The organism is Pseudomonas fluorescens (assembly GCF_004683905.1).
In the GTDB taxonomy this organism is placed as follows: domain Bacteria; phylum Pseudomonadota; class Gammaproteobacteria; order Pseudomonadales; family Pseudomonadaceae; genus Aquipseudomonas; species Aquipseudomonas putida_A.
This window is the reverse complement of sequence record NZ_CP038438.1, coordinates 1451901-1472573: the sequence shown is the minus strand read 5'-3', so window position 1 is coordinate 1472573 and position 20673 is coordinate 1451901. Positions and strand designations below refer to the sequence as shown.

The 20673-nt window shown below is 60.8% G+C and carries 18 protein-coding genes; 10 read left to right on the top strand and 8 right to left on the bottom strand.

Annotated elements, in window-relative coordinates; genetic code table 11:
- Nucleotide 1: 1 nt before the first annotated feature.
- Entirely contained in the window at nt 2–610 is a 609-nt protein-coding gene (locus tag E4T63_RS06675) for a LemA family protein (protein WP_135295118.1), read from the bottom strand.
- A gap of 258 nt (nt 611–868) precedes the next feature.
- Between E4T63_RS06675 and bglX the strand changes: the two genes are divergently transcribed.
- Nucleotides 869–3160 carry a beta-glucosidase BglX gene (bglX, locus tag E4T63_RS06670; RefSeq protein ID WP_098967613.1) on the top strand — a complete coding sequence of 764 codons (2292 nt, stop codon included), beginning with the start codon at nt 869–871 and terminating at the stop codon, nt 3158–3160.
- Nucleotides 3161–3313: 153 nt separating this feature from the next.
- On the opposite strand, the gene E4T63_RS06665 is transcribed toward bglX, so the two are convergent.
- From E4T63_RS06665 to E4T63_RS06645, 5 genes are all read right to left on the bottom strand, one after another.
- Nucleotides 3314–4471 carry a phospholipase D-like domain-containing protein gene (locus E4T63_RS06665; protein WP_135295117.1) on the bottom strand — a complete coding sequence of 386 codons (1158 nt, stop codon included), beginning with the start codon at nt 4469–4471 and terminating at the stop codon, nt 3314–3316.
- Between the two features lies 1 nt (nt 4472).
- On the bottom strand, nt 4473–5063 hold the full coding sequence (locus E4T63_RS06660) for a YceI family protein (RefSeq protein ID WP_134785607.1): 591 nt from the start codon (nt 5061–5063) through the stop codon (nt 4473–4475).
- 190 nt (nt 5064–5253) lie between these two features.
- Nucleotides 5254–5571, bottom strand: a complete 318-nt coding sequence (locus E4T63_RS06655) for an amidase (RefSeq protein WP_098967607.1) — start codon at nt 5569–5571, stop codon at nt 5254–5256.
- A complete protein-coding gene (locus tag E4T63_RS06650; protein WP_098967606.1) occupies nt 5568–6647 on the bottom strand; it encodes a serine hydrolase domain-containing protein in 1080 nt (359 codons plus the stop codon). The genes E4T63_RS06655 and E4T63_RS06650 overlap by 4 nt, the downstream gene beginning before the upstream one ends.
- A 149-nt stretch (nt 6648–6796) precedes the next feature.
- Nucleotides 6797–7675 carry an acyl-CoA dehydrogenase family protein gene (locus E4T63_RS06645; protein WP_135295116.1) on the bottom strand — a complete coding sequence of 293 codons (879 nt, stop codon included), beginning with the start codon at nt 7673–7675 and terminating at the stop codon, nt 6797–6799.
- 153 nt (nt 7676–7828) lie between these two features.
- On the opposite strand from E4T63_RS06645, the gene olsB reads away from it, so the two are divergent.
- Nucleotides 7829–8584 (top strand): L-ornithine N(alpha)-acyltransferase, encoded by a 756-nt coding sequence (gene olsB, locus E4T63_RS06640; protein ID WP_007963187.1) that lies wholly within the window; start codon nt 7829–7831, stop codon nt 8582–8584.
- Nucleotides 8584–9378 carry a lysophospholipid acyltransferase family protein gene (locus E4T63_RS06635; RefSeq protein WP_134785606.1) on the top strand — a complete coding sequence of 265 codons (795 nt, stop codon included), beginning with the start codon at nt 8584–8586 and terminating at the stop codon, nt 9376–9378. The genes olsB and E4T63_RS06635 overlap by 1 nt, the downstream gene beginning before the upstream one ends.
- Before the next feature lie 110 nt (nt 9379–9488).
- Here the strand turns inward: E4T63_RS06635 and E4T63_RS06625 are convergent, their stop codons facing one another.
- Nucleotides 9489–10067 (bottom strand): ACP phosphodiesterase, encoded by a 579-nt coding sequence (locus E4T63_RS06625; RefSeq protein WP_134785605.1) that lies wholly within the window; start codon nt 10065–10067, stop codon nt 9489–9491.
- A 169-nt stretch (nt 10068–10236) separates the two neighbouring features.
- Between E4T63_RS06625 and E4T63_RS06620 the strand changes: the two genes are divergently transcribed.
- The 4 genes from E4T63_RS06620 to E4T63_RS06605 all read left to right on the top strand — a co-directional run bounded on the left by E4T63_RS06620 (nt 10237) and on the right by E4T63_RS06605 (nt 13418).
- A complete protein-coding gene (locus E4T63_RS06620) occupies nt 10237–10557 on the top strand; it encodes an ArsR/SmtB family transcription factor (RefSeq protein WP_003222436.1) in 321 nt (106 codons plus the stop codon).
- A 5-nt stretch (nt 10558–10562) separates the two neighbouring features.
- Nucleotides 10563–11729, top strand: a complete 1167-nt coding sequence (locus E4T63_RS06615) for an MFS transporter (protein ID WP_003222434.1) — start codon at nt 10563–10565, stop codon at nt 11727–11729.
- 30 nt (nt 11730–11759) lie between these two features.
- Nucleotides 11760–12809 (top strand): alkene reductase, encoded by a 1050-nt coding sequence (locus E4T63_RS06610; protein WP_135295115.1) that lies wholly within the window; start codon nt 11760–11762, stop codon nt 12807–12809.
- Nucleotides 12810–12968: 159 nt separating this feature from the next.
- Nucleotides 12969–13418 carry a hypothetical protein gene (locus E4T63_RS06605; RefSeq protein ID WP_134785604.1) on the top strand — a complete coding sequence of 150 codons (450 nt, stop codon included), beginning with the start codon at nt 12969–12971 and terminating at the stop codon, nt 13416–13418.
- Nucleotides 13419–13783: 365 nt separating this feature from the next.
- On the opposite strand, the gene emhR is transcribed toward E4T63_RS06605, so the two are convergent.
- Nucleotides 13784–14416: an efflux system transcriptional repressor EmhR gene (gene emhR, locus E4T63_RS06600; protein WP_027614407.1), complete on the bottom strand. Its 633-nt coding sequence runs from the start codon at nt 14414–14416 to the stop codon at nt 13784–13786.
- A gap of 267 nt (nt 14417–14683) precedes the next feature.
- Between emhR and emhA the strand changes: the two genes are divergently transcribed.
- The 3 genes from emhA to emhC are packed head-to-tail and all read left to right on the top strand — an operon-like array spanning nt 14684 to nt 20448.
- Complete coding sequence (gene emhA, locus E4T63_RS06595) at nt 14684–15838, top strand: efflux RND transporter periplasmic adaptor subunit EmhA (RefSeq protein ID WP_115988058.1); 1155 nt, start codon at nt 14684–14686, stop codon at nt 15836–15838.
- Nucleotides 15839–15841: 3 nt separating this feature from the next.
- Nucleotides 15842–18991 (top strand): efflux RND transporter permease subunit EmhB, encoded by a 3150-nt coding sequence (gene emhB, locus E4T63_RS06590; protein WP_098967599.1) that lies wholly within the window; start codon nt 15842–15844, stop codon nt 18989–18991.
- Nucleotides 18988–20448, top strand: coding sequence for an efflux RND transporter outer membrane subunit EmhC (gene emhC, locus E4T63_RS06585; RefSeq protein WP_098967597.1), 1461 nt, complete (start codon nt 18988–18990; stop codon nt 20446–20448). The genes emhB and emhC overlap by 4 nt, the downstream gene beginning before the upstream one ends.
- Nucleotides 20449–20673 lie beyond the last annotated feature (225 nt).

Genomic DNA, 20673 nt, shown 5'->3' with positions numbered 1-20673 from the left:
ATCAGAACTTCACTTCCGGGGCCTTTTCCGCACCGGGGGTGGTGGCTTCGAAGGTTTCGCGAATCGGCAGGTCGCTGTACATCACGCTGTGCCAGAGGCGCCCGGGAAACGTGCGGATCTCGGTGTTGTATTTCTGCACCGCCAGAATGAAATCGCGCCGCGCCACGGCAATCCGGTTTTCCGTGCCTTCGAGCTGCGATTGCAGGACAAGGAAATTCTGGTTGGCCTTCAGGTCCGGATAACGCTCGGAGACCACCATCAAACGGCTGAGCGCGCCACTCAACTGATCCTGAGCCTGCTGGAACTGCTTGAGTTTTTCCGGATTGTCGAGGGTGCTGGCATCGACCTGGATCGACGTCGCCTTGGCCCGCGCCTCGACCACGGCGGTCAGGGTCGCCTCCTCATGCTTGGCGTAGCCTCTGACGGTCTCCACCAGGTTGGGGATCAGGTCGGCACGGCGTTGGTACTGGTTCTGGACCTGGCCCCAGGCCGCCTTGGCCTGTTCATCGAGGGTCGGGATATTGTTGATGCCGCACGCGGTCAACAAAGTGGCAAGCACCAGTAACGTGGCGACCTGCAGACGCGAGCGGTAGGTTGGACTGACATTCATCAAAGTGATGCTCCCTGGCATATTTCATAAAAAACCGACCGTGAAACTTTCTGCATCAGCGGTTGGGGCATAATCGGCCGCGCCACTGGATTGCAACGGGCCGATGGGCTAAAAAGAGGCCCTGCGCAAACGCAGCCGAGTGTCGGCGGGCGTTTTTGGCTCGGTCATTTTGAGCCTGCACCCGAACAACAATAGTCGCTCCCTAACTTTTGGCTGGCCGGCATTGCATTGCCGCTTGGGCCCTTGAGAAAAATATTCATGAAGAAGCTGTGTTTGCTGGGCCTGTTCGTCAGCCTGGCCAGTCATCAAGTATTGGCCGCCACGACCCCGGTACCCCTGGAAAACAAGGACGCGTTCATCAGCAATCTGATGAAACAAATGACCCTCGATGAAAAGATCGGCCAGTTGCGCCTGATCAGCATCGGCCCGGAAATGCCCCGCGAGTTGATCCGCAAAGAGATCGCTGCGGGCAACATCGGCGGTACGTTCAACTCGATCACCCGCCCGGAAAACCGTCCGATGCAGGACGCGGCGATGCGCAGTCGCCTGAAGATTCCGATGTTTTTTGCGTACGACGTGATCCACGGTCACCGTACGATTTTCCCGATTCCGCTGGCCCTGGCATCGAGCTGGGACATGGACGCCATCGGTCAGTCCGGGCGCGTTGCCGCCAAGGAAGCCGCGGCCGACAGCCTCGACATCACCTTCGCGCCGATGGTCGACATCTCCCGCGATCCGCGCTGGGGCCGCAGCTCCGAAGGGTTCGGTGAAGACACCTACCTGACCTCGCGCATTGCCAAAGTGATGGTCAAGGCCTATCAGGGCGACACGCCGAGCGCGGCTGACAGCATCATGGCCAGCGTCAAGCACTTCGCCCTGTATGGCGCGGTCGAGGGCGGGCGCGACTACAACGTCGTCGACATGAGCCCGGTGAAGATGTACCAGGACTACCTGCCACCGTACCGCGCGGCGATCGACGCCGGTGCCGGCGGGGTGATGGTGGCGTTGAACTCGATCAACGGCATTCCGGCCACCGCCAACACCTGGCTGATGAACGACCTGCTGCGCAAGGACTGGGGCTTCAAGGGCCTGGCCGTCAGCGACCACGGGGCGATCTTCGAGCTGATCAAGCACGGCGTGGCCGCTGACGGTCGTGAAGCGGCGAAGCTGGCGATCAAGGCCGGCATCGACATGAGCATGAACGACACCCTGTACGGCAAAGAGCTGCCGGGGCTGCTCAAGTCCGGCGAGATCGAGCAGAAAGACATCGACAACGCCGTGCGCGAAGTGCTCGCCGCCAAGTACGACATGGGCCTGTTCAAGGACCCGTACCTGCGCATCGGCAAGGCCGAGGATGATCCGGCCGACACCTACGCCGAAAGCCGTCTGCACCGCGCCGAGGCCCGTGACGTGGCACGCCGCAGCCTGGTGCTGCTGAAGAACCAGAACGAAACCCTGCCGCTGAAGAAAGACGCGAAAGTCATGCTGGTCGGTCCATTGGCCAAGGCGCCGATCGACATGATGGGCAGTTGGGCGGCGGCCGGTAAGCCGGCGCAATCGGTGACGCTGTTCGACGGCATGAGCTCGGTGATTGGCGACAAGGCCAACCTGATCTACGCCCGTGGCGCGAATATCACCAGCGACAAGAAGGTGCTGGATTACCTGAACTTCCTCAACTTCGACGCCCCGGAAGTGGTCGATGATCCGCGCCCGGCCAACGTGTTGATCGACGAAGCGGTGAAAGCGGCCAAGGACGCCGACGTGATCGTCGCCGCTGTGGGCGAATCCCGTGGCATGTCCCACGAATCCTCCAGCCGCACCGACCTGAACATCCCGGAAAACCAGCGCGAGCTGATCCGTGCCCTGAAAGCCACCGGCAAACCGCTGGTACTGGTGCTGATGAACGGCCGTCCGCTGACCATCCTCGAAGAGAACCAGTCGGCTGATGCGATTCTGGAAACCTGGTTCAGCGGCACCGAGGGCGGTAACGCCATCGCTGATGTGCTGTTCGGCGACTACAACCCGTCGGGCAAACTGCCGGTGACCTTCCCGCGTTCCGTGGGCCAGATCCCGACCTACTACAACCACCTGAGCATTGGCCGGCCGTTCACGCCGGGCAAGCCGGGCAACTACACCTCGCAGTATTTCGATGACACCACCGGTCCCCTGTTCCCGTTCGGTTACGGCCTGAGCTACACCCAGTTCACGCTGAGCGACATGGCGCTGTCGTCAACCACGCTGAACAAGACCGGCAAGCTCGATGCCAGTGTCACCCTGAAAAACACCGGCAAACGTGACGGCGAAACCGTGGTGCAGCTGTACATCCAGGACGTCGCCGGTTCGATGATTCGCCCGGTGAAAGAACTGAAGAACTTCCAGAAAGTCATGCTCAAGGCCGGCGAACAGAAAGTCGTGCACTTCACCATCACCGAGGATGACCTGAAGTTCTACAACGCCCAGCTCAAGTACGCGGCCGAGCCTGGCAAGTTCAACGTGCAGATCGGCCTGGATTCGCAGGATGTGACGCAGCAGAGCTTTGAGTTGCTGTAATTATTCAGTAACCAATGCCCGTGTGAAAGGGGCCTTTGTGGGAGGGGGCTTGCTCCCGAATGCGGTGTATCAGCTAAATTAATGCTGAATGACATGCCGCCTTCGGGAGCAAGCCCCCTCCCACATTGGAATCCACTGGGTTCGGAATTGGCGTTAACCGCGTCTATCGAGAATGTTGACCACCAGCCGATCCACCCAACCCCAGATCCGCTGCTTCACTCGCCGCCACAACGGCCGGCGCTGCCACTCCTCCAGACTGACCTGCTGGCTCAGACCGAAATCCTTCTCGAAACTCTGCACCACCGCTGCCGTCAACGACGGGTCCAGTGCCTCCAGATTCGCCTCCAGATTGAAGCGCAGGTTCCAGTGATCGAAGTTGCACGATCCGATACTCACCCACTCGTCCACCAACACCATTTTCAGATGCAGGAAGCACGGCTGGTATTCGAAGATCTGCACCCCGGCCTTGAGCAGGCGCGGGTAGTAGCGATGGCCGGCGTAACGCACCGACGGGTGATCGGTGCGCGGCCCGGTCAGCAGTAACCGGACGTCGACACCGCGAGCAGCGGCCTTGCGCAGCGAGCGGCGGATTTTCCAGGTCGGCAGGAAATACGGGGTGGCCATCCAGATGCGCTTCTGCCCGCTGTTCAGTGCACGAAACAGCGACTGCAGAATGTCGCGATGCTGACGCGCATCGGCATAGGCCACACGGCCCATGCCCTCGCCCATGTACGGGACCTTGGGCAAGCGTGGCAGGCCGACATGCGCCGAAGGTTTCCAGGCCCGGCGATGGCGGTTGGCGATCCATTGCCGGTCGAACAGCACTTGCCAGTCGAGCACCAGCGGGCCGTTGATTTCCACCATCACTTCGTGCCACTCGCTGCTGTCCTGCCCCGGTGTCCAGAATTCATCGGTAACACCGGTGCCGCCGACCACCGCCAGACGCTGATCGACCAGCAGCAATTTGCGGTGATCGCGATAGAAGTTGCCGACCCAGCGCCGCCAGTTCAGGCGATTGTAGAAACGCAGTTCGACCCCGGCTTTGGTCAGGCGCTGACGCAGGTGCAGGGTAAACGCGAGGCTGCCGTAGTCATCGAACAGGCAGCGTACCCGCACGCCGCGCTCGGCGGCCTGGACCAGCGCCTGAACCACGGCCTCGGCACAAGCGCCCGCCTCCACCAGATACAACTCCAGTTCGACCTGCTCCTCGGCGCGGGCAATTTCCACCAGCATGCGCGGGAAGAATTGCGGGCCGTCAATCAACAGTTCGAACCGGTTGCCGTCACGCCAAGGGAACACCGCGCCGCGCATGTCAGCGCGCCGTGAAAATCAGCACCGCACCCACCGGTACCGACAGACTGATGGCCGACAGGCCGGCCAGGTTGCGCAGGGTTTCCAGCCCCGGCGCCAGATCGAAATCCTCGGCGTTGATCACCACCGGCTCCAGGGTCACCACTTGAAAACGCCGGTCGTCGAGACGGGTGGCCAGCAACTCTGCCGGGTATTCATGTTGCTTGCCGTGCAGGTTGACGGTCAGCGGCAGACGCAATTCCAGCTGCGCACCGGGGGCCAGATCGTTGATCGGGCGCAGGTCGATCCGGGTGCTGATGGTCGCTTCGGGGAATTGCTCGATCTGGAACAGCTCCTTGCGCATGCGCTCGTCGCGCAGCGGGATGCCGCTGTTGATCGAGTCCAGCTCGACTTCGACTTCAGCGCGGCCATCCGGATCGACCTTGCCGTGCAGCACCAGAAAGCGCTGCACTTCAGAAATGTGGGCGTTTTTCGTGCTGACGAACGACAGCCGCGACGACTCGCCATCCAGATACCAGTTGGCCTGCGCCGGCAGCGCGGCGGCAGTCAGCAGCAGACTGGCGAAGGCTGTATAGAGGGAGCGGTTGAACATTGAATACTCGTGGGGGCGATAAACCTGCACGAACCTTAACCGCCCACGCCGTTATTGCAAACTGATCGCCGCAAATCTATCGATTGGTGAAACCTCCTGTGGGAGCGGGCTTGCTCGCGAAGGCGGTGAATCAGTCAACACAAATGCTGAATGGCACACCGCATTCGCGAGCAAGCCCGCTCCCACAGGGTTATCTATTGACTTGAGGATTGAGGCGGCAGCCCTGCCGTTCGCTCAGCCACTGCGCGCGGTTGCTGCGGCCCATGCCGCTGACGGTGATGGTTTTGCTCGCGCTGTCATCGCTGAATTCGCTGGTTGGCAGCCACTGTTTCACATAACCCCGGCAATATTCGGCATCGTTGTTCATCACGTAACGACACGAACAATATTCCTTGGCCGTGTAGGCGCTGATGATGTCGGGGAACGCCCAGAGGTTTGCCCGTTCGAGCCAGATCCAGCCGAGCAGCACGATCAGCGCCAACAGCAACACCCGCTTCAACAGTTTCATGGCTGCACCGCCTTGAGCACGCGTTTGAGCAGCTCGTTGTGGCGATAGCTGCCGTCGCGGTCATCGGCGTAACGCACGATCACCAGTTTCTCGCTGGGGATCACATACAGCGCCTGGCCCCAGTGGCCGAGGGCGGCGAAGGTGTCGGGCGGCGCGTCGGGCCACGGCGCGGCGGCGCCATCCGCCGGGCGATTGAGCCACCACTGACCACCGGGCACCGCTTCGTCCTGATGCGCCTTGTAGCCGGCAAAGGCAGTGCGGTTGAAAGCGACCCAATCCTTGGGCAGCAATTGCCGGTCGTGCCAACGTCCGTCGCGGGCCATCAGCAAACCGACCCGCGCCAGATCCCGCGCCGTGAGATAGGCATAAGAGGACGCGACAAACGTACCGCCGGCATCGGTTTCCCACACGGCGTGGCGGATGCCCAGCGGCTCGAACAACGCGGTCCATGGATAGTCAGGATAACGCTGTGGGCCAACCATGTTCTTGAGCGCCGCCGCCAGCAGATTGCTGTCGCCACTGGAGTAACGGAACGTCTGCCCCGGTGGCGCATAAGCATCGTGATCGGCAGTGAACGCTGGCATGTCGCGGTGCCCACGGGTGTAGAGCATCGCCACCACCGAGGATTTCAGCGGCGCGTATTCGTAGTCTTCCTGCCAGTCCAGCCCGGAAGCCCAGTGCAGCAGATCCGCCACGGTGATCGCCGGATGTTTTTCCAGCGCCGGATAAAACTTCGAAACCGGATCATCCAGTTTGAACAGGCCTTCGCCATACGCCACGCCGAGTACCGTGGCCATCAGGCTTTTGCTGATCGACCAGGTCAGGTGCGGGGTCTCGGCACGGGTCGGGCCGGCGTAGCGTTCGTAGATCAACTGGCCGTCGCGGATGATCAGCAGCGCGTCCGTGCGGATGCCCTGGCGGGTAGTGTCGTCGCGGGGTGGGAAGGCGTAGGTCTCTAATGCCTCGACCGCTGCGCCGCTGATTTTTGCGCCAGTCGGCCATTGCTCACCGGGCCATTGCTCGGCCTGGACCGTGAAGCTGATCAGCAGCAGAAACAGGGACAGGCTTTTGCACATGGTGAGGGCTCTTGGGGAGAACCTGCTGAGGGTAATCTTGCCACATGACAGATGTGTGGTGTTTTTGCCACCGCCTTCGCGAGCAAGCCCGCTCCCACATTTGAAACGCTTTCCAAGGGTGGGAGCGGGCTTGCTCGCGAAGAGGCCAGTCAGCCCACCGCCAAAGCCTTGGCCAAGCGTTTGGCCCGCGCCCCCGCTGCCAACTGCATCACCCCCTGATCACGCTGCCACATCTGCGCCCACTCCGGATTACCCGCGCGCAACGCCTGATCGATCTCGCCCTTCAGCGCATCAAACTGCGCAAACAACCCGCCCAACAGCACATGCCCGGCCGGGTTGTTCGGTGGTTGGCGACTCGCTTCCGCGCACCCGGCCAACAGCGCCAGCAAGCGCAGTTGCAGCGGCTGCGACCAGCCGCTGTCCTGACCGACACCGTACAGCCACGCGGTCATCGCGCTCAGCACGTAGACATCTTCCAGGCTGCGAAACGGCTTCACATAAGCATCCCAGCCATCGCCCGCGAGCAATTCGCACAACGCGCCGTCCAGATGCAGCCGACCGTGACTGATGTCCGGCATCAGCGGCAGCGCCGGGAGTTTTTCCACGCGCACGCCGGGCTCGCCGGGATAGACCACCGCCAGACTCAGGCGCGGCGTTTCGCCGGATTCTTCACTGCGCGCGGCGATGAGCAGCCAGTCCGCCGCGTCCCCGGCGGTGACGAAATCCTTGCGCCCGCTCAGGCGCAAATCGCTGAGACGGGTCTGCATGTCCGCGGGACGCAGGCTGCGCTGTTCGGTCGCACACAACGCGCCAAGACTCGGCGGCGCGCTCGGCCAGAGCATGCGCAACGCCGCCTGATACCCCACCAGAAATGCCAGCCCCGGCGTCGCCATCCGCCGCCCTCCGGCCACCGCCAGTTCGAACGGCGTCACGTTGCCCAATTGATGCAGCAAGGTAGCGAAACCTTCCGCCAGATCAGTCACGGCGGGCAGGCGTTCATGGCTTTCGAGCAGGCTGGGCCAGGGCATAAGCGGCTCCTTGAGGGCTGTCATACAAGCATCACCAAACGTTCACGGTGATGACACCGGGGCTACATAGCCTGACTTTGCACAACATGGCTGCATAAAGAAAGTCGATCGGCTGCAACCCACGACGGGTTCAAGGCCCGTACGGAGATTCAAATGACTCAGATCGCCCGCATCAGCGACACCGGCAATGAACGCCGCCTGCAAGCCGAACGCCTGATCGGCGCCGAGGCCTTGCAGCAAGCCCAGGCCTTGCGCTTCAGCGTATTCAGCGGCGAGTTCAACGCCAAGCTGAAAGGCGCGGAGCTGGGTCTGGACATGGATGACTATGATGTTCACTGCAGCCACATCGGCGTGCGTGACCTGAACACCGGGCGTCTGGTCGCCACCACCCGTTTGCTCGATCACACCGCCGCCAGCAGCCTGGGCAAGTTCTACAGCGAAGAAGAATTCAGCCTGCACGGCCTCGCCCATCTGCAAGGCCCGATCCTCGAAATCGGCCGCACCTGCGTCGACCCGGCCTACCGCAACGGCGGCACCATCGCCGTGCTCTGGGGTGAACTGGCCGAAGTGTTGAATCAGGGCGGCTACAGCTACCTGATGGGTTGCGCGAGCATCCCGATGCAGGACGGCGGCGTGCAGGCCCACGCGATCATGCAGCGTCTGCGCGAGCGTTATCTGTGCACCGAACACCTGCGCGCCGAGCCGAAGAATCCCCTGCCGTCGCTGGACATTCCATCGAACGTGATCGCCGAGATGCCGCCGTTGCTCAAGGCCTACATGCGTCTGGGTGCGAAGATCTGCGGCGAGCCGTGCTGGGACGAAGACTTCCAGGTCGCCGACGTGTTCATCCTGCTCAAGCGCGACGAACTCTGCCCGCGCTACGCCAAGCACTTCAAGGCGGCCGTGTGATGAGCCGGTTGCGCGTGTACGCGCGGATCACGCGGGTGCTGCTGGTGGTGGCGCTGGGCTTGACCATGGCCAGCGTCTTCGGCGTGTTCGAACGTCTGGGCCTGGCGCACTCGATGCAACGTCGGCAGCGCTGGTCGCGGTTTTTCATGGCGCGTTTGAGCAATGCCCTGCCCTTTCGCGTGACCGTGCACGGCGAGCTGCCGCAGCAACCGATGCTGTGGGTCAGCAACCACGTGTCATGGACTGACATTCCGCTGCTGGGCATGCTCACGCCGCTGTCGTTTCTGTCCAAGGCCGAAGTACGCACCTGGCCGGTGGCCGGCTGGCTGGCGGCGAAGGCCGGCAGTCTGTTCATCCGTCGCGGTTCGGGTGACAGCCAGTTGATCCGCAAACAGATGACCCGTCACCTGCAAACGCAACATCCGTTGCTGATGTTCCCGGAAGGTACCACCACCGATGGCCGCTCGCTGCGCACCTTTCATGGTCGCCTGCTGTCGGCGGCAATCGATTCGGAGGTGATGCTGCAACCGGTGGCGATCCGTTATCTGCGCAATGGCGAAATCGACGCGTTGGCGCCGTTCATTGGTGACGATGACTTGCTGTCGCACCTGATGCGTCTGTTCAGCAACGACTGCGGCGATGTCGAGATTCACGTGCTCAAGCCGATTGCCTGCGTCGGTCGCGAGCGTGCAGCACTGGCGTTCGAAGCACAGCAGGCGGTGCAGAAGGCGTTGTTTGGTGAGGTGGCCAAACCTGCCGAACCGCGTCGCGCCGGCGAATTGATCGCCGCCTGAAACACAGATCCCCCCTGTGGGAGCGGGCTTGCTCGCGAAAGCGGTGGTTCAGCCAATGCACATGTTGAATGACCTACCGCATTCGCGAGCAAGCCCGCTCCCACAGGGGGTTACTGCGTTGTCGACGTTTGTGCAAATTCTTGAAGCTGCGGATAGAACAAACGGAAATCCTCACTCAGCGGCTCGTACAACCGCCGCAATTCCTGCATAGCCCCCGCCAGCTCCTCAGGCCGAGTCAGACGCCGCGAGATCCCGCGCAGCACCTGGTCCAGCACTTCGAATTCCTGATACGAACCCAGCCAATCATTGGCAACCATGTGCGGCGCGATTTTCGCCAGGCGTTCTGGCAATTGCCGTTCATTCGACAGCACCCGGTAAACATCGCGGGTGAAATGTTCCAGCGGCTGATCGGCGTACAGCGTCCAGTCGCGGGCCAGGCAATGGTCGAAAAACACATCGAGGACAATCCCCGCGTAACGCCGCCGGGTCTCGGTGAAACGCCCGAGGGCGATGTCCACCAACGGGTGGCGATCGGTGAATACATCAATGCGCCGATGCAACTGAATCGCCGCTTCAATCTGCGGTGCAAATTGCCCTTGCAGGCGTCCTTTGACGAAATCGCCATACAGACTGCCGAGTAATTGCTCGGGGTGCTGGCCTCCGAGGTGTAAATGTGCGAGATAGTTCATGGGCGCAGCTTAGCACTGCGCGCTTTCATCGTTACAGCACACGTATCGTTATAACCCGATATACCGATTTATGCGGTCGTCAGATCAAATTCATATTGGTATATCGCGAAATACCGATTTAAAGTTCGCCTCATCGCGATATAGCGCTACACATCACGAGCATAAAGCCATGAACCTCGACCTCGACGAAATAATAAAAGCCCTGGCACACCCAGTACGGCGAGACATTCTCATCTGGCTGAAAGACCCCAAAGCCCAGTTTCCTGAGCAGATACACAACCACGAGTACGGCATCTGCGCCGGGCAGATCGATCAACGCTGCGGCCTGTCGCAGTCGACCGTCTCCGCCCACCTGGCGACCCTGCAACGCGCAGGTCTGATCAGCAGCCAGAAAGCCGGCCAGTGGCACTTCTTCAAACGCAACGAGGACGTGATCCAGGCGTTCCTCGACGCCATCGTCAAAGAGCTCAGCGCTCCCACAAGGAATTGATTCAAATGCCCCTCTCGCTACTCATTCTGGCCTTGAGCGCCTTCGCCATCGGCACCACCGAGTTCGTCATCATGGGCCTGCTGCCCGATGTGGCGGCCGACCTCGGTGTGTCGATTCCCGGCGCTGGCTGGCTAGTGACCGGTTACGCCCTGGGCGTGGCCATCGGTGCGCCGTTCATGGCACTGGCCACCGCCAGACTGCCGCGCAAGGCCGCACTGGTAGCGCTGATGGGCATTTTTATCGTCGGTAACCTGCTGTGTGCCATCGCCAGTGACTACAACGTGCTGATGTTTGCCCGTGTCGTCACGGCGCTGTGCCACGGTGCGTTCTTCGGTATCGGTTCTGTGGTAGCTGCCGGGCTGGTGGCGCCGAACAAGCGCGCATCCGCCGTAGCGCTGATGTTCACCGGCCTGACCCTGGCCAACGTCCTCGGTGTACCGCTGGGCACGGCGCTGGGTCAGGAAGCCGGCTGGCGCTCGACCTTCTGGGCGGTGACCGTGATTGGTGTAGTGGCGCTGATCGGTCTGATCCGCTTCCTGCCGGCCAAGCGTGACGAGGAAAAACTCGACATGCGCGCCGAACTCGCCGCCCTCAAAGGCGCCGGCATCTGGCTGTCGCTGAGCATGACCGCGCTGTTCGCCGCGTCGATGTTCACCCTCTTCACCTATGTCGCGCCGCTGCTCGGTGATGTCACCGGTGTCTCGCCAAAAGGCGTGACCTGGACCCTGCTGCTGATCGGCCTCGGTCTGACGGTGGGCAACATCATCGGCGGCAAACTGGCGGACAAGCGTCTCGGCGCGACCCTGATCGGCGTGTTCGTGGCGATGGCGGTGGTTTCCACCGTGCTGAGCTGGACCAGCGTTGCGCTGATCCCGACGGAGATCACCCTGTTCCTCTGGGCCACCGCTTCGTTTGCCGCCGTCCCGGCGCTGCAAGTCAACGTGGTGACCTTCGGCAAGGCCGCACCGAACCTGGTGTCGACCCTGAACATCGGCGCTTTCAACATCGGCAACGCCCTGGGCGCCTGGGTCGGTGGCAGCGTCATCGCCCACGGTTTCGGCCTGACCAGCGTGCCCCTGGCCGCCGCCGCGCTGGCCGTGCTCGCGCTGCTGGTGACCCTGATCACTTTCCGTCAGAACGGCGACGCCGGTCTGGCCCCCGCTACCCACTGATTAACCACTTAACTGACGAGGGTTGTACACATGGCAACTATTTTCGATCCGATCAAACTGGGCGACCTCGAGCTGTCCAACCGCATCATCATGGCTCCGCTGACCCGCTGCCGCGCCGAAGAAGGCCGCGTGCCGAACGCGCTGATGGCTGAATACTACGTACAGCGCGCGTCGGCTGGTCTGATCCTGTCCGAAGCCACTTCGGTGACGCCGATGGGCGTCGGCTACCCGGACACCCCGGGCATCTGGTCCAACGACCAGGTGCGCGGCTGGACCAACGTGACCAAAGCCGTGCACGCTGCCGGCGGCAAGATCGTCCTGCAACTGTGGCACGTCGGCCGCATCTCGCATCCGTCGTACCTCAACGGCGAAACCCCGGTCGCGCCGAGCGCCATCCAGCCTAAAGGTCACGTCAGCCTGGTGCGTCCATTGGCCGACTATCCGACCCCGCGAGCTCTGGAAACCGCTGAAATCGCCGAGATCGTCGAGGCCTACCGCACCGGTGCCGAAAACGCCAAAGCCGCCGGTTTCGACGGCGTGGAAATCCACGGCGCCAACGGCTACCTGCTCGACCAGTTCCTGCAAAGCAGCACCAACCAGCGCACCGATAACTACGGTGGCTCCCTGGAAAACCGTGCGCGTCTCCTGCTGGAAGTGACTGACGCAGCGATCGACGTCTGGGGCGCCGGCCGTGTCGGCGTGCACTTGGCACCCCGCGCCGATTCCCATGACATGGGCGACGACAATCTGGCCGAGACTTTCACTTATGTGGCTCGCGAGCTGGGCAAGCGCGGCATCGCCTTCATCTGCTCCCGCGAGAAAGAAGGCGCCGACAGCCTCGGCCCACAGCTGAAAGAAGCTTTCGGCGGCGCGTACATCGCCAACGAACGCTTCACCAAGGACAGCGCCAATGCGTGGCTGGCTGAAGGCAAGGCTGACGCGGTAGCGTTCGGCGTACCGTTCATTGCCAACCCGGATCTGCCGGCACGCCTGAAGGCCGACGCACCGCTGAACGACGCACGTCCCGAGTTGTTCTACGCGAAAGGCCCGGTCGGTTATATCGATTATCCAACGCTGTAAACAACAACAACTAACAAGTAAGCCCCGTCTCGAAAGAGGCGGGGCTTTTTTTATTTTCATACATTTAAAGATTCGCCATCAGAACAATATAAATCTAAGCTCCGCCCAGCAACTCATCAATTACAACCCACCAACTTAATCAAGCAAGGTTATATAAAAATGAATGATACAGATCCAAACAAACTTACATTCCTTCTGCAAATCACCAATGCCACGGACTCTACTTTCTGGCTTGACGATGCCTCTCCAAAGCACCCACCCTTGACGCGTATCGACAAGATCCTCCCTTACCAGACCGTCTTTATGCTGTTTGAAGGAGATCCTCATCTGAAACAGGACATCGTTATTGATTACGATATCAAAAAAGAGGTATTCAACACTTACATCTGCTACACCAACTACAAGCAGAAAGTACGGTTCGACACTACGCTCAGTTATTGCTACCGACAAATGGCGGGGCACAGGGCTCCAAAAGTCGAACTTTTCTGGGATACCAACGCGTTCTCTGTTGGCGCCGAACCCATCACCTGCGGCGCAGCATTGGAAAATGAAAACCCGGTTTACCCTTACAGCTATAAGATGATCGCATTCATGACGCCATCGGCCTGATAGAGAGTTACCTGCTCATGCAGTAACGGTACGGACTACGCTGACATTATAGAGGCGCGAGCAAACTAAAGGCCGTGGCTCGAGCCCATCGGAAGTAACGCAGCCTGGTGGTGAGGATCGGGCAAAGGGAACTCAAAAACGAAACGGATCGGTTGGTGCGTATCGGCTGCTCGGCGCCCTTTTAGCCCGAGTCGTTAACATTCATTCACACAGTCGACACAAAACCCCTACAAAATACGTAGCTCGCTACCTATCAACCTGGCCATCGTACGTATATAAAAGCACTCCATTACAAAAAGACTTGAAGCAGGGACATTTCCCCGCTTCAAGTCTTGACACGGACAGATTTAATTACGCATTTTGTTTCATTTGCGCAGGCTAGGGCTCAGGCGCAGCATATCAAGCCCTGTATCGACCCAGCGCTCGGCTTCGGCATGCAATTGAAAGCTGTCCGGCGCCAACAGCCATCCATACAGGAGGCCATCGATATACGCATGAATGCTGATGGCCGCCCGGGCAGTGTCGAGATCTTCCGGCAACTGGCCGCGATTGACCGCATTACGCAGGGTCAGACCGATGCGCAGGTTGCAATCGAGACTGGCCGTGCGGCGCTGCTGGCGCAGATCGCACATTTCATCGGTGAATTCGCACTTATGAAACAGAATCTCGTTGATGCGACGGGTCTTCGGATCCAGGGCTACCTGATGAAACAGATGGATCAACAGCTTGCGCATGCACCCCAACGGGTCGAGTTCGTCCTCGCTCTCGCTGGCCTTGGCCAATTCATCCAGCGGTTCATGCAGGCTGTCGAGCATCGCCTGCACCAGATCGGCCTTGTTGCTGAAATGCCAATAGATGGCACCGCGCGTCACGCCGGCCATCGTCGCGATATCCGCCAGGGTCGTGCGGGCCACACCCCTTTCATAAAACGCTTTCTCGGCCGCTTCGAGAATCTGGCTGCGCGTTTCCTGAGCTTCCTCTTTGGTACGACGGACCATGGCAGTAAAACCTCAAACAGGATGTTTCAGGGATGGCTGAATATCCGCTGAATAAAGAGGGGGCTGATCTCTCACGAATCGGCTCCCCGGCCTACAATTTCAAACCTTGCGACGCATTTTGTAACAGGGTGGGTACGACGCCAAGCTATTTACAAACAACCATGAACGTAAGTATATTCCTTAGCAAGCTACTTATCCACTCGACCCGATTTTTTTACCCTTTCACACTTCTTGTGCGCAATGTGCGCGCCTGACCCGAGGATCTTCATGCAATTCAAGCCAGCTGTTACCGCTCTGGTCACTGCCGTCGCCCTGGCATCGCTGCTCAGCGGATGTAAAAAGGAAGAAGCGGCCCCAGCCGCTCCGCCTCCTCAGGTCGGCGTCGTCACCCTGCAACCACAAGCGTTCACCCTCACGTCGGAACTGCCGGGGCGCACCAGTGCGTACCGCATCGCTGAAGTTCGACCACAGGTCAACGGCATCATTCTCAAACGTCTGTTCAAGGAAGGCGGCGACGTCAAAGCCGGCCAGCAGCTATATCAGATCGATCCGGCAGTCTATGAAGCGACCCTGAAAAGCGCCGAAGCCAGCCTGCGCTCGACCAAGTCGATCTCCGACCGCTACAAGCAACTGGTCGACGAGCAGGCCGTGAGCCGCCAGGAATACGACACCGCCGTGGCCAATCGCATGGAATCGGAAGCGTCGTTGCAGAGTGCGCAGATCAACGTGAAATACACCAAGGTCTACGCGCCGATCTCCGGCCGTATCGGCCGTTCTTCGGTGACCGAAGGCGCGCTGGTCAGCAATGGTCAGGCCGACGCGATGGCGACGATCCAGCAACTGGACCCGATCTACGTCGACGTTACCCAGTCCTCGGTTGAGCTGCTGGAACTGCGTCGCGAGCTGGAAAGCGGTCGTCTGCAGAAGGCCGGCGACAACTCGGCAGCGGTCAAGCTGACCCTTGAGGACGGCAGCCAGTACAAGCTCGACGGTAAGCTGGAATTCTCCGAAGTATCGGTTGATCCGACTACCGGTTCCGTGACCCTGCGCGCCGTGTTCCCGAACCCGGATCACACCCTGTTGCCAGGCATGTTCGTCCGCGCCCAGTTGCAGGCCGGGGTCAACGCCGCGGCCATTCTGGCGCCGCAACAAGGCGTGACCCGTGACCTCAAGGGCACTCCGACCGCACTGGTCGTCGGCCCGGACAACAAGGTTGAACTGCGTCAGCTCAAGGCCAGCCGTACCGTTGGCAGCCAGTGGCTGATCGAAGATGGCCTGAAAGCCGGCGATCGTCTGATCACCGAAGGCCTGCAATATGTTCGCCCAGGTGCTCAGGTCAACCCGACCGAAGCGACCAACGTAGCCAAGAACCCGGCCCCCGCTCAAGCAGCTGACAAAGCCGCTGGCGGCAAAGGGGAGTAACTCATGTCGAAATTTTTTATCGACCGTCCGATTTTCGCCTGGGTAATTGCCCTGGTGATCATGTTGGTCGGGGCATTATCGATCCTGAAATTGCCAATCAACCAGTACCCGAGCATTGCACCGCCGGCCATCGCGATCTCCGTGACCTACCCGGGCGCTTCGGCGCAAACCGTGCAGGACACTGTGGTCCAGGTGATCGAGCAGCAGCTCAACGGTATCGACAACCTGCGTTATGTGTCCTCGGAAAGTAACTCCGACGGCAGCATGACCATCACCGCGACCTTCGAGCAAGGCACCAACTCCGACACCGCGCAGGTTCAGGTTCAGAACAAGCTGAACCTGGCCACCCCGCTGCTGCCGCAGGAAGTGCAGCAACAGGGTATCCGCGTCACCAAGGCAGTGAAGAACTTCCTGCTGGTGATCGGCGTGGTGTCGCGTGACGGCAGCATGACCAAGGACGACCTGTCCAACTACATCGTGTCGAACATGCAGGACCCGATCTCGCGGACCGCCGGTGTCGGTGACTTCCAGGTCTTCGGTGCCCAGTACGCGATGCGCATCTGGCTCGATCCGGCCAAGCTGAACAAGTACAACCTGACGCCAGCTGATGTCAGCGCCGCGATCTCGGCGCAGAACGTCCAGGTGTCTTCCGGTCAGCTCGGCGGTTTGCCGGCGCTGCCAGGTCAGCAACTGAACGCCACGATCATCGGCAAGACCCGTCTGCAGACTGCCGAGCAGTTCAAGGCGATCCTGCTGAAGGTCAATCAGGATGGCTCCCAGGTCCGTGTCGGCGACGTGGCCGACGTCGGTCTGGGCGGTGAAAACTCGAGTATTTCTGCGCAGTTCAACGGCAGCCCGGCGTCCGGTCTGGCGGTAAAACTGGCCAACGGCGCCAACGCCCTCGACACAGCCAAAGCGCTGCGCAAGACGATTGACGACCTCAAGCCGTTCTTCCCGCAAGGCATGGAAGTGGTGTTCCCGTATGACACCACTCCGGTCGTGACCGAGTCGATCAAGGGTGTGGTTGAAACCCTGGTCGAAGCGATCGTGCTGGTGTTCCTGGTGATGTTCCTGTTCCTGCAGAACTTCCGCGCCACCGTCATCACCACGATGACCGTGCCGGTGGTATTGCTTGGTACGTTCGGCATCCTCGCCGCCGCCGGTTTCAGCATCAACACCCTGACCATGTTCGGTATGGTGCTGGCCATCGGCTTGCTGGTGGACGACGCCATCGTCGTGGTGGAAAACGTCGAGCGGGTGATGGCCGAAGAAGGCCTGTCACCGAAGGAAGCGACCAAGAAATCCATGGGCCAGATCCAGGGTGCCCTGGTCGGTATCGCCCTGGTGCTGTCGGCGGTACTGTTGCCGATGGCGTTCTTCAGCGGCTCCACCGGTGTGATCTACAAGCAGTTCTCGATCACCATCGTCTCGGCCATGGCCCTGTCGGTAATGGTTGCACTGATCTTCACCCCGGCGCTCTGCGCAACCATGCTCAAGCCGATCGCCAAGGGTGACCACGGCACGCCGAAAAAAGGTTTCTTCGGCTGGTTCAACCGCAATTTCGATCGCGGTGTCAGGAGTTACGAGCGCGGTGTCGGCAACATGTTGTCGCGCAAAGCCCCGTACCTGCTGGCGTACCTGCTGATCGTCGTCGGCATGATCTGGCTGTTCACCCGCATTCCAACCGCGTTCCTGCCGGAAGAAGACCAGGGCGTACTGTTCGCCCAGGTGCAAACCCCGGCCGGTTCCAGTGCGGAACGTACTCAAGTCGTGATCGACGAGATGCGTACCTACCTGCTGGATAAAGAGGCGGGCGCGGTGTCCTCGGTGTTTACCGTGAACGGCTTCAACTTTGCCGGTCGTGGTCAGAGCTCGGGTCTGGCGTTCATCATGCTCAAGCCGTGGCACGAGCGTGATTCGAGCAACAGCGTGTTTGCCCTGGCACAGCGTGCGCAGCAACACTTCTTCAGTTTCCGCGATGCGATGGTGTTTGCGTTCGCCCCGCCTGCGGTACTGGAATTGGGTAACGCCACCGGTTTCGACGTGTTCCTGCAGGACCGCGCCGGCATCGGTCACGAAAAACTGATGGAAGCCCGTAACCAGTTCCTCGGCATGGCCGCGCAGAGCAAGGTGCTCTACCAGGTACGTCCGAACGGTCTGAACGACGAGCCGCAATACCATCTGGAAATCGACGATGAGAAAGCCCAGGCCCTGGGTCTGAGCCTCTCCGACATCAACAGCACCCTGTCGATCTCCTTCGGTAGTAGCTACGTCAACGACTTCATCGACCGTGGTCGGGTGAAGAAGGTTTACGTGCAAGGTCAGGCCGGTGCGCGCATGAGCCCTGAAGACCTGAAAAAGTGGTACGTGCGCAACAGCGCCGGGACCATGGTGCCATTCTCCGCGTTCGCCAAGGGCGAGTGGATCTACGGTTCGCCGAAACTGGCCCGTTACAACGGCGTCGAAGCGATGGAAGTGCTCGGTTCTCCGGCGCCGGGTTACTCCACCGGTGAAGCGATGGCCGAAGTCGAAGCGATTGCCAAGAAGCTGCCGGCCGGTGTCGGTATCTCCTGGACCGGTCTGTCCTACGAGGAACGTCTGTCGGGCTCGCAAGCGCCAGCGCTGTACGCCCTGTCGCTGCTGATGGTGTTCCTGTGTCTGGCGGCGTTGTATGAAAGCTGGTCGATTCCGATCGCGGTCATGCTCGTGGTACCGCTGGGGATCATCGGTGCGCTGATGGCCACCAGCCTGCGCGGGCTGTCCAACGACGTGTACTTCCAGGTGGGCCTGTTGACGACCATCGGTCTTGCGGCTAAAAACGCCATTCTGATCGTCGAGTTCGCCAAGGAGCTGCATGAACAAGGGCGCAGTCTGCGCGATGCGGCGATCGAAGCGTGCCGCATGCGTCTGCGACCGATCATCATGACCTCGCTGGCGTTCGTCCTCGGTGTAGTACCGTTGGCGATCTCCACCGGTGCCGGTTCGGGTAGCCAGCACGCGATCGGTACTGGCGTGATTGGCGGTATGCTCACGGCCACGATCCTGGCGATCTTCTGGGTCCCACTGTTCTTCGTCACGGTTTCGTCCATCGGCCAGCGTAAAATCGCCGACCCGGACGAGACGACTGAAACTCCTAAAGAGGCTGGCCAATGAGCAAGTCGCTACTCTCCATCGCAGTCGCCGCCTTCGTGCTGAGCGGTTGCTCGCTGATCCCCGATTATCAGCAGCCTGAAGCACCGGTCGCGGGCCAGTACCCGCAGGGCCCGGCGTACTCGCCGGCCCAGGCTCCGGCGCAAGCCGCTGCCGAGCAGGGCTGGAAGCAGTTTTTCCATGACCCGGCCCTGCAGCAGCTGATCCAGACATCCCTGGAAAACAACCGCGACCTGCGTGTCGCGGCGCTGAACATCGACGCTTATGCGGCTCAATACCGCATCCAGCGTGCCGACCTGTTCCCGGCGGTTTCGGCCAATGCCAGCGGCAGCCGTCAGCGGGTTCCGGCCCGTGCCTCGCAGACCGGTGAAGCGAACATCAGCAGTTCCTACACCGCGACCGTCGGCATCAGCGCCTACGAACTCGACCTGTTCGGTCGGGTGCGCAGCCTGAGCGAACAAGCGCTGCAACAATATTTCGCCACCGAAGAAGCGCGCCGCAGCACGCAGATCAGTCTGGTGGCCAGTGTGGCCAACGCCTACATGACCTGGCAGGCCGACAAGGAACTGCTCAAGCTGACGCAAGACACCCTCGGTGCCTTTGAAGAAAGCTACAAGCTGACCAGCCGCAGCAATGAAGTCGGTGTGGCCTCGGCGCTGGACCTGGCGCAGTCGCGCACCTCGGTGGAAAACGCCCGGGCGCAACTGGCCAAGTACACCCGTCAGGTGGCTCAGGACGAAAACAGCCTGACCCTGCTGCTCGGCACCGGCATCCCGGCCAATCTGCAAGCGGCCAAACCGCTGTCGGATGACCTGCTCAGCGATGTACCGGCCGGTCTGCCTTCGGACCTGCTGCAGCGTCGTCCGGACATCCTCCAGGCCGAGTACAACCTGAAAGCGGCCAACGCCAACATCGGCGCCGCCCGTGCAGCGTTCTTCCCGAGCATCAGCCTGACCGCCAACGCGGGCAGCCTGAGCCCGGACCTGTCCGGTCTGTTCAAGGGCGGCTCGGGTACCTGGCTGTTCCAGCCGCAGATCAACCTGCCGATCTTCAACGCCGGCAGCCTGCGCGCCAGCCTCGACTATGCCAAGATCCAGAAGGACATTGGCGTGGCGAACTACGAGAAGTCGATTCAAACCGCCTTCCAGGAAGTCGCCGACGGCCTGGCCGCGCGCCAGACCTACACCGAGCAGTTGCAGGCGCAGCGTGACTTCGTCGCGGCCAACCAGGATTACTACCGCCTGGCCGAGCGTCGTTACCGCATCGGTGTCGACAGCAACCTGACCTTCCTCGACGCCCAGCGTCAGTTGTTCAGTGCGCAACAGGCACTGATCACCGACCGCCTCGCGCAGCTGACCAGTGCGGTCAACCTGTACAAGGCCCTGGGTGGTGGCTGGAATGCGCAGACCGCGCAGAACGAACCGCTGAAAGAAGAAGCACCGAAGATGAAGCTGTTCTGATCATCCGGTGAACACAAGGAGCCCGCCACTTGGCGGGCTTTTTGTTGCCTGTCAGAAATATTGTGGCGTCTGAGCCGGCCTCTTCGCGAGCAAGCCCGCTCCCACTTTTGGAATGCATTTTCCTGTGGGAGCGGGCTTGCTCGCGAAGAGGCCCTGATAGACGCGAGAAAAAACCCGGCTCAATCTTGCGTTCGATAATCGCCCAAAACCCGCTTTGCCCGATTG